Source organism: Sorangiineae bacterium MSr12523 (assembly GCA_037157775.1).
Lineage (GTDB): Bacteria > Myxococcota_A > Polyangia > Polyangiales > Polyangiaceae > Pendulispora > Pendulispora brunnea.
Window position 1 is genome coordinate 150,360 of record CP089982.1, and the last position, 14,649, is coordinate 165,008.

The following is a 14,649-nucleotide window of genomic DNA, read 5'->3' on the forward strand; positions in this document are numbered from 1 at the left end:
CCCATGGAATCGCTCGCAAATCGCCGCGCCGCGTATGCGGTGTGGGAATTGACACTCAAGTGCAACCTCGCCTGCGGCCATTGCGGATCCCGCGCCGGCGCGCGGCGTGACGACGAGCTGTCCACCGAGGAGGCCCTCGACTTGGTCCGTCAATTGGCCGAGGCGGGCATCACCGAGGTGACCATCGAGGGGGGCGAGGCCTTCCTCCGCGCCGATTGGCTCACGATTGCGCGGGCGATTACCGATCATGGCATGTTCTGTTCGATGGTGACGGGCGGTTATGGCATTTCGCGCGAGACCGCCCGTCGCATGAAAGAGGCGGGCATCGGCGCCGTCTCCGTGTCCGTCGATGGCCTCGAGGCGACGCATGACCGCATTCGAGGGCGCCAAGGCTCGTTTCGATTCTGCTTCGAGTCACTCGGGCATTTCGAGGCCGTCGGGCTCGAATCGAATGCCAATACGCAGATCAATCGCCTCTCGGCGCCGGAGCTGCCCGAGCTCTACGAGAGGCTGCGCGATGCGGGCATCCAGGCCTGGCAAATCCAATTTACGACGCCCATGGGAAATGCCGCCGACCGGGCCTGGCTGCTCCTTCAACCGGCGGAGCTCGATGATGTGTACCGCATGCTGGCCCGCATCGGCCGGCGTGCCCAGGCCGAAGGGCAGGTGGTGCTGGTGCCGGGAAACAACATCGGTTACTTCGGGCCGTACGACGCGACGATCTTCGCTGCGAACGGCGGACGCAAATGGTTCGGATGCACGGCGGGGCTCGCCGTATTGGGGATTCACGCCGATGGATCCATCAAGGGCTGCCCCACACTTCCGTCGGAATACATCGGCGGGAACGTCCGCGAGAAGAGCTTGGACGAGATTCTCGAGTCGCGCGAGCTGACGTTCAATATGGGCGCCGGGACGCCGGAAGGCATGTCGCATCTCTGGGGCTTTTGCCAAACGTGCCCGCACGCCCGAAGCTGCCGCGGGGGCTGCAGCCAAACGGCTACCGTGGTGCTCGGGCGGCGTGGGAACAATCCGTATTGCCACTCGCGCGCGCTCGACCTTCGAAAGCGCGGCCTTCGCGAGCGCGTGGTGCCGCGGCTGCTCGCGATTGGCAAGCCGTTCGATCACGGGGCCTTCCAGCTGATCGAGGAACCGCTCGATGCGCCGTGGCCGCCGGACGATCCGCATCATTTCACCTCCGAGCGCGTCGCATGGCCGCCGGGGTGGGAAGCGTGGGCATGCTAGACAGGGAGGCGTGAAGGACGAAACGCCGTACGACCGACTTCCGTATACGGATCATGCCTACGCGGAGTCGCACCCCAATCGGCTCGCGGTGGTGGCCCGGCTGTCGGGGTGGGTTGCGCCGGAGCTCGCGGCGGCGCGCATTCTCGAGATAGGGTGTGCGCGCGGCGGGAACTTGTTGCCCATGGCGATGAGCCTTCCCGGTGCGGCGCTGGTGGGCATCGATCCCTCGCAGCGGCAGGTGGACGAGGCTCTGCGCATCGCGGGCGAGGCGCAGTTGCCCAACGTCCGCGTGCTGCACACGGGGTTCGAGACGGCGGAGCTCGAGCCGGGCTCGTTCGACTACGTGCTCTGCCATGGACTCTATTCGTGGATCGCCGTGGAGTCGCGCCGTGCGCTGCTTCGTGCCATCGGGCAATGGCTCGCGCCCGGCGGCGTCGCGTACGTGAGCTTCAACACGTTGCCCGGGTGGTACGAGCGCATGGCGGCGAAGGATTGGCTGCGGCGTGCGCCGTCGGACGAGGCACTTGCATCGCTGGGGTGGCTGCGGGAGCAGGTTTCCCCGGAGTTGGCCACGTACCGGTACGGCCTTTCGCGCGTGCTGGAGCGCCTGCACGAGACGGATCCCGCGTACCTGGTGCACGAGTACCTCTCGGAGGAGCACCACCCCGAATACGTGGGCACGTTCCTCGCGGAGGCCGCAGAGGCGGGCCTTGCGTACTTGGGGGATGCCATTCCGCAGAACGTCGCGCTCGAGCTTCTGCCGGACGATGTGGGGGCGCGGGTGCGCGAGCTCGAGGTGGCCACCACGCAAGAGACCATCGACTTCGTCAAGGGCACCTCCTTTCGCCGCGCGCTGCTCGTGCGCGCGGAGGCGTGTGCGGAACGTGGGTGGCGCTGGCCGAAGCGACTCGACCCTGCGGCCATCGGTTCGCTTCGCATCGCGAGCCGGCTGCGCGAAGAGTCACCGGGCAGCGACTTTTTCCGCGGTGCCCGCGAGAGCGTGCAGGTTCCCGACCCCGCGGCGCGTGCCGCATTGCGGGAGCTCCAGCGCGTGGCGCCGCGCTCGCTCGCGTTTCAAGAGCTGCCGGGGGCAGACCCGGCGCTGGCGTCCGAGTTGTTCGACGTGTGGCTCGCGACGGGCGAGCTCGATCTGTACGCGCACGCACCGCCCATGGCACAGAGCGCCGGCGAGCATCCCGAGGCCCCGCCGCTGGTGCGCTTGCAGGCGGCGCACGCGGGCGATGCGACGATCACGAACCTCTGGCACCAAGAGGTGCGTCTGCTGGAGCCGCTCGTGCGCTTCGTGTTGGCGCGGCTCGATGGAACTCGAACGGCGCCACAACTCGTGCGCGAGGCCGAGCGCGCGGGCTTGCTCGCGGACGAGGCATCGGTGCGCATCGCGATGGACCTCTTGGCCGCGTCCGCGCTGCTTTCGCGATGACAAAAAGAAAAACACCGCGCAAGGCCCGGGGGGGGAGAGCCATCCACGCGGTGTCGATGAATCTATTAGCGAGTCGCGTGCCAGGGACGCGTTGCTCGATTTCTCGAGATTTTGCGAATGAGGTTGCCTCGATTCCTTCTCAAAGTGAAATCTGGCATTTCACATTTGGGACCCAACCGTGCACGACTGCCTCGCATTAGGCGCACATTCCCATTCAAGGTAAGAATCCCGTTGGCGTCGAATGCGAAAACGTGTCGTCGGGCGCTACGAATGAGCTGTCCATCCCGATAGGATGTGCAGATGCGCAATGGTCTCGCCGTACTCTGCTTCGTGATCCTCGGATGCGGCACCAGCGACGGCTCGGGCAATGAGCCTGACGGTGGTGGCAGCGGAAGCGATGGCGGCGGTGGCGGTGGCGGTGGGAACACGCCCCCGCTGGGTGAGAAGCAAACCGGTGTGGCCACGTACTACGCCGCCAATGGCGGGGGAAATTGCTCGTTCGATCCGACGCCGAACGATCTCGATGTCGCGGCGATGAACCATGAGCAGTACGCCGGGAGCGCGGCCTGCGGGGCGTGCGCGGCGGTGCAGGGGCCCAAGGGAAAGATCACGGTGCGCATCGTCGATCAGTGCCCGGAGTGCGCTCGGGGGCACCTCGACTTGAGCAAGGAAGCCTTTGCGAAGATCGCCAACGTCGACGACGGGCGCGTGCCCATCACGTGGCAAACGGTGGCGTGCGACGTTTCCGGCAACGTGGCTTACCACTACAAAGATGGCTCGTCGCAATATTGGACCGCCATTCAAGTGCGCAATCATCGCCTGCCGATTCGAAAGCTCGAAATCCGGACCTCGTCCGGCTTCGTGGAGGCCCCCCGCAAAGACTACAACTACTTCGTCGCGGAAAAGGGCGCAGGCCCCGGCCCGGTCACCGTGCGGGTGACCGCCATCGATGGCCAAACCCTGGAAGATACACTCCCGGCCGCGAGCTCCGATGCGACCGCGTCGGGTAAGTCACAATTCAAGTGACTATTTGGCGAGATCCATCGTGAGATCGTGCAAATAGCGCGCGCCGTCGGCGAGCCATTTCGTGGGGCGTCGTTCGTCGGGGCCGTGGGCGCCGTGGCCGGAGAGCGACTCCTTTTTCGAAATGGGGCTCACGCTCACGCCGTAGGCGGCAATGCCGATGGCGCGCAGGTGGCGTGAATCCGTGGCGCCGGTACCCATAGCACCGACGACGGGCACGCCCGGCCAGGTCTTGCCCGCAATGCGCTTGATCGCGGCGGGCACGATGCCGTCGGCGGGCGAGTAGGGGCCGTAGCCGTAGTCCGCGGCCGGCGTGATGTCGACCGCGGGATCTCCCACGATCTTCTTCAACGTCTCCAGCAATTGCTCGCGTGTCTCATCGGGCAAAAGCCGGCAATTGATGTTCGCCTCCGCGGTCGTCGGGAGCACGTTGTCCTGCGGTGCGGCTTGGAGCTGCGTGGTCACGCACGTCGTTCGCGTCAGCGCATTGTAGAACGTATCTTTCGAGAGCACGCGCTCGTCGTCCGGCCCGATGCGCCCCGAGCTCGCGATGCGCTTCAACACGTCGGAGAGCGGCTTTGCGAGCAGCGGCGCCTCGCCGGCGAATTGTTCGCGGGTCACGGGCAGGATGCGCGCAGGAAACCGATGTTGCGAGACCTTGAGCAGCGCACGCGACAAGGTGGCGACCGGATCGGCATCGACGGGCGGCAACGACGAATGCCCGCCCTTGCCCTTGGTCACGAGGTGGTACGTCTGAATCGTCTTTTCGGCGACGCCGGCGGTCACCAGGACCACCTTTTCCTGATCATCCGAAAGGCGCACGCTCCCCAGCTCGTTCAGGGCAATTTCCGAGGTGATGAGGTCCTCGTGGTTTTGCGCGAGCCACTTGGCGCCGGCCAGGCCGCCGGTCTCCTCGCCCGCGGTCAAGGCGAAGATCACATCGCGCGAGAGCACCGGCTTGCTGTGCGCGAGCTCCAGGGCAATGGCCACGATGGCGGCCGCCATGGCTTTGTCGTCGTTGATGCCGCGGCCCCAGAGAAAGCCGTCCTTCTCGGTGACTTGAAACGGAGGCACGGTCCAGGGCTGGCCCTCGACGGGGACGACATCGACGTGGGCAATCAAGAGCAGCGGCCGCTTCGTGCCATTTCCCTTGTAGCGAGCGACCAGGTTGCCGCGTCCAGGGGCGCTCTCCAGAAGCTGCACGCCGCTGAGACCCGCCGCGCGAAAGCGCTCGGCGATGGGCTTGAGGGCAGCGCTTTCATTGCCGTGGCTCGTGTCGACGGCCACGAGCTGCTCGAGCACGGCGCGCGTCTCTTCGGCGAGCGGTCGCGGAGGCTCGGGTTTCGCCGGCGGCGGTGGTGCGGGTGCTGGTGGCTCTTGGGCCGGCGCGGTCGAGGCGGTGACCTTCGCCGGCGGCGGTGAGGAGCTCGATCCCGCGCACGCGGCGCACCCGAGGAGTGAGAGGAGGCCCAGGAAAGCGCAGCGCGTCATGGGCGCGAGGGTAGCCCAATGCCGCGCAGGCTACGATGATTATCGGAAATGCTCGCGCTATTCGAAGTACGGTAAAGGACCGTGCACCTTTTTCCGAATCGTCGTGAATGGGCTGAGGCCGGAAGCAATGTTCGCGAGCGGCTCTTTCGCGGGCACATCGCCGATCTGCGTCCTCAACAACCCGGAGCGATCCTCGCCGAGGGTCCGCAGCGCACCGTGTGGCGTTACCATCGCACGGCGCCGGCGCGCGGGCGTCCCGTGCTTCTCGTTCCGCCGCTCGCGGCCCCCGCGCTCTGTTTCGATCTGCGCCGCGGCTGCAGTGTGGCCGAGCACATGATTGCGTCGGGCCGTCCGACGTACCTCGTCGACTACGGGGCCATCTCTTTCGGTGACCGCCATCTCGGCCTCGAACATTGGGTGCGCGACGTGCTGCCGGAGGCGGTGCGCTCGGTGAGTGCCGACGCCGGCGGCGAGCCCGTGCAGTTGGTGGGCTGGTGTCTCGGCGGCATCATGTCGGTGGTGATGGCCGCCGAACACTCGGAGTTGCCCATCGCGAGCATCGCGTTGGTGGCGAGCCCCTTCGACTTTTCCCAGGTGCCGCTCATTGCACCTTTGCGTCCGTTGTTCGAGATGACCGACGGTGCGATTGGACGCGTGTTCTACCGCACCTTTGGCGGCGCCCCCGCGCGCCTCGTCCAAGCGGCATATCAATTCGCGGGCCTCGAGAAGTACCTCACCAAGCCGCTCGCGATCGTGCGCAACCTGGACGACCGCGAATTCCTCGCCCAAATCGAGGCGGTCGATCGATTCATGAGCAACATGCTGGCCTATCCCGGGCGCACCTTCGGCCAGCTCTATCACCATATCCTCGGCGCAAACGCCCTCGCCGAGGGACGAATGACCCTCGCCGGGCAAACCATCGACATTCGCTCCGTCCTGGTCCCCCTGTTGAACATCGCCGGCGAGGGCGATGGCATCGCGCCCAAAGCCGCAGTCCACCACCTCGGCCGATTGATCCCGAGCACCCAGCTCGAAACATGCCCCGGCGGCCACCTCGGAGTGCTCACCGGCCGTGCCGCAAGGCACACGACCTGGGCCGTCATCGACGCCTTTCTCGATCGAACGAAATGAAGAGGGAGAGAGATTCACATGAAGGCGGGAAGGGATGGAAGGTTTTTGGGAAAGTTTCTTTGATGGTCATCAACCAACAAACCTTCCCGCCTTCATGTGTTCTCTCTCGTTCTTTCGAACGGGCGGATCGACGCTTTTTTCGATCGAACGAAATGAAGAGGGAGAGAAATTCACATGAAGGCGGGAAGGGATGGAAGGTTTTTGGGAAAGTTTCTTTGATGGTCATCAATCAACAAACCTTCCCGCCTTCCCGCCTTCATGTGTTCTCTCTCTTCTTTCGAACGGGCGGATCGACGCCTTTCTCGATCGAACGAAATGAAGAGGGAGAGAGATTCACATGAAGGCGGGAAGGGATGGGAGGTTTTGGGAAAGTTTCTTTGATGGTCATCAACCAACAAACCTTCCCGCCTTCCCGCCTTCATGTGTTCTCTCTCTTCTTTCGAACGGGCGGATCGACGCTTTTCTCGATCGAACGAAATGAAGAGGGAGAGAAATTCACATGAAGGCGGGAAGGGATGGGAGGTTTTGGGAAAGTTTCTTTGATGGTCATCATCAACCAACAAAACCTTCCCGCCTTCCCGCCTTCATGTGTTCTCTCTCTCTTCTTTCGAACGGGCGGACGGACCTCTAAATGAAGAAGTCGGGAATGAGGTCGGCGCCGGGGGTCATGGCGTATTTCGAAAGATCGGTGACCCCGGCGGAGGCGAGCACCTCGTCGTCGACGCAGAAATGGCCGGTGAATTGGCGGCTCGGTTTGGTGAGGATGACGTAGGCGGCATCGGCCATGATGTCGGGGCTGCGGCTGCCGCGGATGGTCTCGTCGCCGCCGAGCAGATTTTGCACCGCCGCCGTGGCGATGACCGTGCGCGGCCAGAGCGCGTTGACGGCGATGCCTTGCGATTTGAACTCCTCGGCCATGCCGAGGACGCACATGCTCATACCGAATTTGGCCATGGTGTAGGCCACGTGCGGGCCGAACCACTTGGCCTCCATGTTGAGGGGCGGCGAAAGGTTCAAAATGTGCGGGTTTTGCGCCTTGAGCAGGTGCGGAATGCACGCTTGCGAACAGGCGTACGTGCCGCGCGTGTTGATCTGGTGCATCAAATCGTAGCGCTTCATCGGCGTGGCGAGCGTCCCCGTCAGGCTGATGGCGCTGGCATTGTTGACCAGGATGTCGATGCCACCAAACGTGTCGACGGCCTGCTTCACGGCGGCCGCAATCTGATCTTCGGCGCGAACGTCGACGACGAGGGGAAGGGCGCGCCCTCCGGCCTTCTCGATTTCCTCGGCAGCCGTATAAATGGTGCCGGGCAGCTTGGCATGCGGCTCGGCGGTCTTGGCCGCGATGACCACGTTGGCGCCGTCGCGCGCTGCGCGAAGGCCGATGGCTTTGCCGATGCCCCGGCTCGCACCGGTAATGAAAAGCGTTTTGCCTTTGAGGGATGTCGCCATGCGGCAAGGCTAGCGTAGCTTTTGTTTCGTGTACGAAAGAATTTGACCGAAGGGCTCTTCGCGACCATTTGGACGAAGGCGAAGGGAGCTTCGCATCAGCCACCTCGGTGTATGGCGTATGTCCACAACTTGGGGGACTCGACCGTAGGCACGGGTTCTGCTCTCGTGTCGCGAAGAGCCAGGAGGGTGCCCATGAACAGATACGTGAAGTGGCTTGCGACGGCTTCCGTCTTGTCGGTGACGGGGGCGGGCTGCAGTGCGAGTGACGAAGGCCTCGATAGCGAGAAGGTTCCCGATACCGAATCATCCGCGATAGGCGAGGCGTATCTGCCTTACGGCGTTTCCGTTCCCGAAGGCCAAACCATCTTCGCGCGGCCGGAACCCTATTCGCCGAGCAAGCACGGTGCGCCCTTGGCCAATTCGCTCGCGGCCGCAAATCGTGCGGATGCGCGCGACATTCCGCGCGATCTCGAGCTGCGTCACAGAGGCCGCCCGGGCGCGCCGTATCCGCCGCCCGGCGACGGCGATCGCGGCTTTTGGGTGAACGCCGGAACGGGCATTTATGCCGGCAACGACGTGCAGGACAACCTCAGTATTCCCAATTCGTCCGTCGGCGCGACCATTTATGCGCCCACGCACCAATCCGGCGGAGGCTCCTGCATCGAGACGGTGACTGCCCATTATCGATACAGTGGAATGGCCACCACCGCGCACGGACACGGTTTTTGGGACTGGTGCCGCGCTTCGCCGGGATGGGGCGTATTCGAGGCCATGGACGCCACGTGGAAAGGCAAATACGCGCGCGTGAATGGTGGCGAAAATGTCTATTTTACCCAGGTCTACAAGACGGGCGGCAATTGCTGGGCGGGCCTTCTTTACAATTATACGAGCGGCGCCTGGGAGACCAAATTGACCAGTTGCGGAACCACGAAAACCGGATTCGGTAACACCGGCTGGTCCATGTGGGAGTCTTGGAGCCTGGTGGGCTGCCCCTCTCTTCCGCGGGTGCGTGCGCAATCGGTTCAGATCCTCAATGGCGCCTGGCAGGCCCTGGCGCCGGCCACCACGAGCCAATTGGGGCCTTCGGCGGGCTCCTGCTTTGCGTCGTCGGCGTACACGTTCAAGGTGTGGACGGCCAACTCGTTCTGGGAGGGCTTTACGCCTTGACCCGCGGCCGGCCCGAGCTCATAAGCGCAAGTATGAAGAAGCCCGTTTGCGCCGTCGTGGGAATTGGGCCCGGAAATGGAGCCGCGTTCGTTCGTCGCTTCGTCGAGGAAGGGTACGCCGTGGCCGCGCTTTCCAGGAGCGCCTCGGCGAGCGAGGCGACGGACGGCCTTCCTGACGCGCACGCGTACACGTGCGACGTGACGGATCCTGCTGCGGTGCAAGCCGCGTTCGATCGCGTGACGGCGGAACTCGGGGACGTATCCGTGCTCGTCTACAATGCCGGCTCCGGCGTGTGGGGCACCATCGAAGAGCTCACGCCGGCGGACTTCGAGGCGTCGTGGCGCGTGAATGCGCTCGGCGCCTTCGTCGTTTCGCAGAAGGTGATTCCGGCGATGAAGCGCGCCGGCCGTGGCAACATCGTATTCATCGGTGCTACGGCCTCGCGCCGGGGCGTGGCCAAAACGGCGGTCTTCGCACCGGCCAAGGCCGCGCAACGCAGCCTTGCCGAATCCATGGCGCGCCATTTGTGGCCCGCGGGCATTCACGTGTCGCTCGTGGTGATCGACGGCGTGATCGACTCGCCGCGTGTGCGGGCGCGCATGCCGAACCAGCCGGCGGACTTCTTCTTGAATCCCGACGACATCGCCGATGCCGTGGTCCGCCTCACCGAGCAGCCGAAATCGGCCTGGTCGTTCGAGATCGAGGTTCGCCCCTTCGGCGAGAAGTGGTAATGGCCGAGCGCCGCCGCGCCTGAGCTGCGTCTCGCGCAGTTCAATGGGCCGCCGCGTAAGGTGCCTTCCTTCTTCACGAGCATCGCCTCGCGGGGTAGGATATTTGGCGCTGGGGTGAGATATAAAATGATCGATCGATTCAAGATTTCCAGAAGTTTGGTTGTGTATCCGCACTAGCCCGGGTCGATTACGGACCTGGGAGAGTCATATGTCGAAAATTCGCTTTGCGAGGCACCTCGTATTTCCGGTGCTGGTCGCCGCCGTTGGTTGCGCGAGTGAAAGCTCGCCCCAAAGCAACGATTCGGAGGCCCTTCAACAGGGGCAAGCCTTCGTTCCCATCTCGCGCACCCTCGCGAGCGCGGACACGACGAGCGTGACGGGGCTGAAGCTGCAGTCCGTCCCGAATGGGAGCGGCAAAGAATCGTTTTACCTGGCCATCAACAAAAAGGAGCTGAATCGCCGGTATTTCCTGTCCGCGTACATGAAGCAGGCGTACCCGGGATCCGTCGGCGCGGGGGCCGCAAGCTCGCTGGGAACGCGCGTGGTCACGTTCCGCGAGCAGAATGGAAAGCTCTTCGTGTTCGACGCCCAGGATGGCCGCGCGTCCAGTGACACGTTCGACCCCTCACTGATCATCGAGGCGTATCCGGTCGTCGACCATTATGCACCCTTCCTCGGCCTTTCGGGACACGACGATTACCTGCTTTTCGATCCCGCGGCCGGTCTGAATCGATTTGGCGTGGTATCGGATTTTTATGCAAGTAGTACGGAGACCCCTCTCCATTTCCAGGTAGACCTTTCGTACCTGCAGAATTTCCGGCGTATCAACGACGGCACGACCTTCGAGCAGGTATTCACCGGTGCAGTGAACGATACCTTACAGGCAGATCAACCTGGGCCCGCGAACTGGTATACGGCTTCCGGCACCTTGGGGATTGCCTTGCGGCGCTACGCCGAGGGCGAAGGGTTTCAGCCTTTCGATGCCAACAGCACGTCGCGTGAATACTATTTCCGCGCGGATCCTCTTCTGGAGAAGAACACGGGGGAGACGCTCAGCCGCGCCATCAAGTGGAACATCCACCCGGGCATGAAGCCCATCAAGTGGGTCATTTCCGACCAATTTGCCGAGGTGGCCAAGCAGTATCCGAAATACGATATCGTCGGCGCCATCAAGGCGGGCATCGAGAACTGGAACGCGGTCTTCGGGTTCAAGGCCTTCGAGGCCAGCGTCGCCACCCCACAGGACTCGTACGCGGACGACGACAAGAATTACTTCATTTACGATGGGGATCCCACCTACGGGTATGCCTTCGCCAACTGGCGGCTCAACCCGAACAGCGGAGAAATCCGCGGGGCGAGCGTTTACTTCAACGCGATTTGGCTGCAAGGGGCCATCGACGAGTTCGACCCGCAGCCCGATTCTGCATCCCGCGCGGCAGCGCGTGCGTCGCAGACCCGTCCCCACGTTCCGCAGATCACCTGGGGGCAGTTCCGATCGAAGCCCTTGTGCACGCTCTGGGAGCCGGGTGCGGGCTCGGCGCGGGATGCCCTTCGGGCCGAGGGCGTGCAGCCAGCGGCAGACGGGGCGCGCAACGTGGAGAAGTTCCTCACGCACGTGGCGGTTCACGAGGTTGGCCACACCCTCGGCCTTCGCCACAACTTCAAGGGCTCGCTCCTGCCGTTGCCGCAGCAAAGCTCCGTGATGGAGTATATCCTCGATCCGGACGCGGTGGCCGGCGGTCGCGACCTTCCCGGGCCCTACGACTACGATGCGATCCGTCTGCTGTATGGGCTCTCGACGAGTGAGCCGTCGCAGGCTTTCTGCACCGACGACGACACCACAGTTGACCCCGATTGCGCGACGTTCGACCGCAGCGACGACCCGTTGGGCAAGTACTGGGGCCCCGCCTACAACACGCTGCTCGGGCGCGTGCTGCGCAATGAGGACCCGGAGGGCGCGTACCTGCGCAGCATCAATCGGTTCTACCTCGGCGGTGCAGCGGGCTTCCTTCGCGCGGGCACGCCGGTCGAGCAGGCGCGCGGATGGTCGCAGCTCGACCAGCTCTTGGCCGTCGGCGTCGATCACACCGCGGACAACTCGAAGTACCCGGGTTACACGGATCGGTTGAGCGCGTTTCAGAATTACTTGCTCAATCGCCTCTTCTTCGACCCGGAGAACGTGCGCGGCGACATCACGAACGATCCCGTCCTGACCGGCGATGCCCTGGCCGCCGTCATCACCTCGCTGAAAGGCGTCATCGTCAACAGCGACGGCTATCGCGCATGGGCGACGCGCCGCACCTCGGTCGACGTGCTGAAGAAGCTGCAAGTGCAGCCGGCGTACGACGCGTTGCTCGCCTCCCGGGCCTCACTCGCGGCGTCGCGTCCGAGCCTGCCGGCGGGCAGCAGCGAAGCGGCGTTGGCCGACGACCTGATCGCACGGATCGATAACGCCACGCACCCGTACTACAAGTAAGAACCGCCCCGTAAGGCGACGCTCCACCCCCGGTGGCCGATGTTTCGTCGGGCATCGGGGGTGTTGCATTTAAGTGGTCGTCGTTTGCGAGACCGCGGAGCCGGCTCGAGCTCGTTTGAAGGGTAGGTGCGCGTGGGGCCGTCTCCGATGATAAATGAGCCGCGTCGATTTCGACATTTCAAAAAAGTCAGTTCGTTATATCCCTTGCTCGAGACGATTGACGACGTGGGAGAGTCACATGTCCAAAATTCGTTCTGCGAGGCGTCTTCTTTTGCCACTGGCGGTCGCCGCCGTAGGCTGCACGAGCGAAAACTCGCCCCAGACCAACGATTCGGATGTTCTTCAACGGGGGCAAGCCTTCGTTGCCATTCCGCGCGCGAATGGAGGAAACAATGAATCGTTTTATTTGGCAGTCAGCAAGAAGGAGCTCGATCGACGGTATTTCCTATCCGCCGATATGAAGCAAGCATATCCAGGAAGGGCGGCCTCCAGCGCGGTCCGCTCGCTTGGTACGCGTGTCGTTGCTTTTCATGAACAGGACGGAAAAATCCTCGTCCTCGACGTGCAGGATGGTCGCACCTCGAAAGACGCGATCAGCGTACCTGTCGACCCGCTGCAGATGGTCGAGGCCTATCCGATCGTGGACGATTACGCGCCCTTCTTCCATTTGGCCGAACACGACCATTACGTTCTTTTCGACCCGGCGGCAGGCATCCGTCGATTTGGTGTGGCGCCCGACTCGTATGAAAGCCAGGCGACGAGCCCGCTCCGTTTGCGCGTGGACCTTTCGTATCTCCAAAGCTTTCGGTCCATCCACGACGGTGCGGCCTTCGAGCAAGTGTTCGCCGGCACGCTGAACGATGCCTCGGGGGCCCCTCGGCGGGAGCCGACGGTCTCGGGCACGCTGGGCATTGCATTGCGCCGCTACGCCGAGGGCGAGAATTTTCGAGCCGCAAATGCCACCGGTTTCTCTCGACCGTACTTCCTTCGCGCCGAGCCGCTGCGGGCGAAGAATCCAGGCGACATGGTCAGGCCCGTCAACGAATTCAGACCCGTTGCCAAATGGAATATCCACCCTGGCATGAAGCCGATTCGCTGGCGCATCTCTCGACCATTCGTCGATTTGGGCACGCAGTATCCAAAATACGATATCGTCGGCGCCATTCAGGCCGGCGTCGAAAACTGGAACGCGGTATTCGGCTTCAAGGCTTTGGAGGCACACGTCGCCTCGACTCCGGATGCGCAAACGGACGACGACGAGAATGACGTCATTTACGATAACGATCCCACGTACCGGTTTGCCTTTGCCGATTCGCGGGTCAATCCGAATACGGGCGAGATTCGCGGCGCCAGCGTCTACTTCAATGCCGTATGGCTGCGGGAGGCCATCGAGCGGCTGGACCCGCAGCCCGGATCGAGCGCGCCTGACAGCGCACGCGTCCCGCAGATCCTGCCCCCGGCTCTTCCGATCACGTGGGGCGAGTTCCGGCCGACGCCCTTGTGCACACTCTGGGCGCCCGGCACGGGTTTGCCGCAAAATGCGGCTACGCGCGTGGATCCGGCGCGCGCGGTGGAGAAGTTCCTCACCTTCATCACGCTGCACGAGATTGGCCACACGCTCGGTCTTCGTCACAACTTCAAAGGATCCCTCGTGCCATCGCCGCAGCAAAACTCCGTCATGGATTACCTCGACGCGGAGGATGTCGTGGCGGCCGATCGCGATCACCCAGGGCCGTACGACGACGATGCCATTCGTCTTCTCTATGGATTCTCGTCGAGCGAGCCCGCGCAGCCTTTTTGCACCGACGACAGCGTCGGCGTCGATCCGACGTGCATGGCCTACGACCACACCGAAGATCCTCTGGCCAAGTTTTGGGGCCCCACCTACAACGGCTTTCTCGAGAGCGTGTTGCGCAATCAGGATCCCACCGGGTCCTTCATGCGCGCCATCCATCGGTTTTACCTTACGGGCCTATCGGGCTTCCTCATCTCGGGCACATCCTCCGACCAGGCGCGCGCATGGTCGCAGCTCGATCAGCTTTTGGCCGTGGGCATCGATCACACGGCGGACAATATCAACTATCCTGGGTACACGAATCGTTTGAGCGCGTATCAGAATCATCTGCTCCATCGACTCTTCTTCGACCCGCCCAATCGGCCTGGTTCCACGGCAAGGGACCTCGTACTCACCGGTGATGCGTTGGCCGCATTCACCACGTCGTTGAAAGGCGTCATCGTCAACGGCGATCGCTACCGCGGATGGGACACGCGCCGTACCGCGGTGGACGTGCTGAAGAAGATGCAAGTTCAGGCAGCGTACGACGCACTGCTCGCCGCGCGCGCTTCGCTTGCGGCCTCGCGGCCGAAGCCGGGTGACGATGCCACGGGCGGCGAGGCCACGCGCACGGACGATCTCATCGCGTGGATCGATAGCGTGACGCACCCGTATTACAAGTAGCCGATCCGCTCGTAGGGCATCCGGCACCGCCCGTCGC

General features: G+C 63.5%; 10 protein-coding genes. 8 read left to right on the forward strand and 2 right to left on the reverse strand.

What is annotated here, in order from left to right:
* Positions 1 to 3: 3 nt before the first annotated feature.
* The 3 genes from LZC95_00615 (at position 4) to LZC95_00625 (ending at position 3,709) form a co-directional block, all read left to right on the forward strand.
* Positions 4 to 1,242, forward strand: a complete 1,239-nt coding sequence (locus LZC95_00615) for a radical SAM protein (protein WXA95342.1) — start codon at positions 4 to 6, stop codon at positions 1,240 to 1,242.
* Positions 1,243 to 1,252: 10 nt separating this feature from the next.
* A complete protein-coding gene (locus LZC95_00620; protein WXA95343.1) occupies positions 1,253 to 2,683 on the forward strand; it encodes a class I SAM-dependent methyltransferase in 1,431 nt (476 codons plus the stop codon).
* A 300-nt stretch (positions 2,684 to 2,983) separates the two neighbouring features.
* On the forward strand, positions 2,984 to 3,709 hold the full coding sequence (locus LZC95_00625; protein WXA95344.1) for a hypothetical protein: 726 nt from the start codon (positions 2,984 to 2,986) through the stop codon (positions 3,707 to 3,709).
* Here the strand turns inward: LZC95_00625 and LZC95_00630 are convergent, their stop codons facing one another.
* The gene (locus LZC95_00630) at positions 3,710 to 5,197 is read right to left on the reverse strand and encodes a M20/M25/M40 family metallo-hydrolase (protein ID WXA95345.1); all 1,488 of its coding nucleotides are present in this window, start codon (positions 5,195 to 5,197) and stop codon (positions 3,710 to 3,712) included.
* An 81-nt stretch (positions 5,198 to 5,278) separates the two neighbouring features.
* Here LZC95_00630 and LZC95_00635 point away from each other — a divergent pair, with 81 nt between their 5' ends.
* Complete coding sequence (locus LZC95_00635) at positions 5,279 to 6,328, forward strand: alpha/beta fold hydrolase (GenBank protein WXA95346.1); 1,050 nt, start codon at positions 5,279 to 5,281, stop codon at positions 6,326 to 6,328.
* 627 nt (positions 6,329 to 6,955) lie between these two features.
* Here the strand turns inward: LZC95_00635 and LZC95_00640 are convergent.
* Positions 6,956 to 7,780, reverse strand: a complete 825-nt coding sequence (locus LZC95_00640) for an NAD(P)-dependent oxidoreductase (GenBank protein ID WXA95347.1) — start codon at positions 7,778 to 7,780, stop codon at positions 6,956 to 6,958.
* Positions 7,781 to 7,972: 192 nt separating this feature from the next.
* On the opposite strand from LZC95_00640, the gene LZC95_00645 reads away from it, so the two are divergent.
* From LZC95_00645 to LZC95_00660, 4 genes are all read left to right on the forward strand, one after another.
* A complete protein-coding gene (locus tag LZC95_00645; protein ID WXA95348.1) occupies positions 7,973 to 8,947 on the forward strand; it encodes a hypothetical protein in 975 nt (324 codons plus the stop codon).
* Positions 8,948 to 8,979: 32 nt separating this feature from the next.
* On the forward strand, positions 8,980 to 9,678 hold the full coding sequence (locus tag LZC95_00650) for an SDR family NAD(P)-dependent oxidoreductase (protein ID WXA95349.1): 699 nt from the start codon (positions 8,980 to 8,982) through the stop codon (positions 9,676 to 9,678).
* A 208-nt stretch (positions 9,679 to 9,886) separates the two neighbouring features.
* On the forward strand, positions 9,887 to 12,154 hold the full coding sequence (locus LZC95_00655; protein ID WXA95350.1) for a zinc-dependent metalloprotease: 2,268 nt from the start codon (positions 9,887 to 9,889) through the stop codon (positions 12,152 to 12,154).
* Between the two features lie 238 nt (positions 12,155 to 12,392).
* The gene (locus LZC95_00660; GenBank protein ID WXA95351.1) at positions 12,393 to 14,612 is read left to right on the forward strand and encodes a zinc-dependent metalloprotease; all 2,220 of its coding nucleotides are present in this window, start codon (positions 12,393 to 12,395) and stop codon (positions 14,610 to 14,612) included.
* Positions 14,613 to 14,649 lie beyond the last annotated feature (37 nt).